Below are 706 nucleotides of genomic sequence, written 5' to 3'. Positions count from 1 at the left end.
ATAGAAATACTGCTCTGAATTTTCAACTATTCATCTCACTTTTATATTTAAATATGTAATAGAAGAAATACTATTTGTTTTATTCCTAGGCTCTGTTTATTATTAGGAAGATTATTTAGTTTACCTTGATGGAAAATATCATGTCTGAATTAACAAAAACTCTATTAAATATCCGCAGCCTTCGTGCGTTCTCACGTGAATTAACTCTTGAGCAACTTGAAGAAGCGCTAGACAAGCTGACTATTGTTGTACAAGAGCGTCAAGAGTCTGAAGCTGAAGAGCGTGCTGCTAAAGCAGAGCAAGAAGCTAAGCTTTCTGCTATTGCTGAACAAATTGCAAAAGACGGAATTGATGTTGCCGATCTTATTGCTGCACTTTCTGGTGAAGCAAAATCTAAAACAACAAAAGCTAAACGCGCTCCTCGCCCAGCGAAATACAAATACGTAGACGCAAACGGCGACGAGAAGACTTGGACAGGTCAAGGCCGTACGCCTTCAGCTATCCAAGAACAGCTAGATGCTGGTAAATCTCTAGAAGAGTTTGCTATCTAAACATTTAGTTTACTTAGTGAGTAATCAATTACACGCTAAGCGATAGAATTAATATTTAAGTCGACCAAAGTATTATTTACGACTTCAATATATTCAGAAACAAAAAAGGCTCCTTTCGGAGCCTTTTTTATATTTGTTGTCCCGTCCTGAAATGT

General features: G+C 37.1%; 1 protein-coding gene. It reads left to right on the top strand.

Going from position 1 to position 706, the window contains the following annotated elements; translation table 11 throughout:
* Window positions 1-140: 140 nt before the first annotated feature.
* Window positions 141-551 (top strand): H-NS family histone-like protein, encoded by a 411-nt coding sequence (locus AB4307_RS08545; RefSeq protein ID WP_017060262.1) that lies wholly within the window; start codon window positions 141-143, stop codon window positions 549-551.
* Window positions 552-706: the final 155 nt, after the last annotated feature.

Origin of the sequence: Vibrio sp. 10N.261.52.C2 (assembly GCF_041471425.1) — a bacterium.
Classification (GTDB): domain Bacteria; phylum Pseudomonadota; class Gammaproteobacteria; order Enterobacterales; family Vibrionaceae; genus Vibrio; species Vibrio crassostreae_C.
The sequence above is the reverse complement of the archived record's forward strand: the minus strand, read 5'-3'. Positions and strand labels throughout refer to the sequence as shown.

What these genes read in the sequence shown, in the direction of transcription:
- AB4307_RS08545 (WP_017060262.1), top strand. Translation starts at nt 141, where the DNA reads ATGTCTGAATTAACAAAAACTCTATTAAATATCCGCAGCCTTCGTGCG.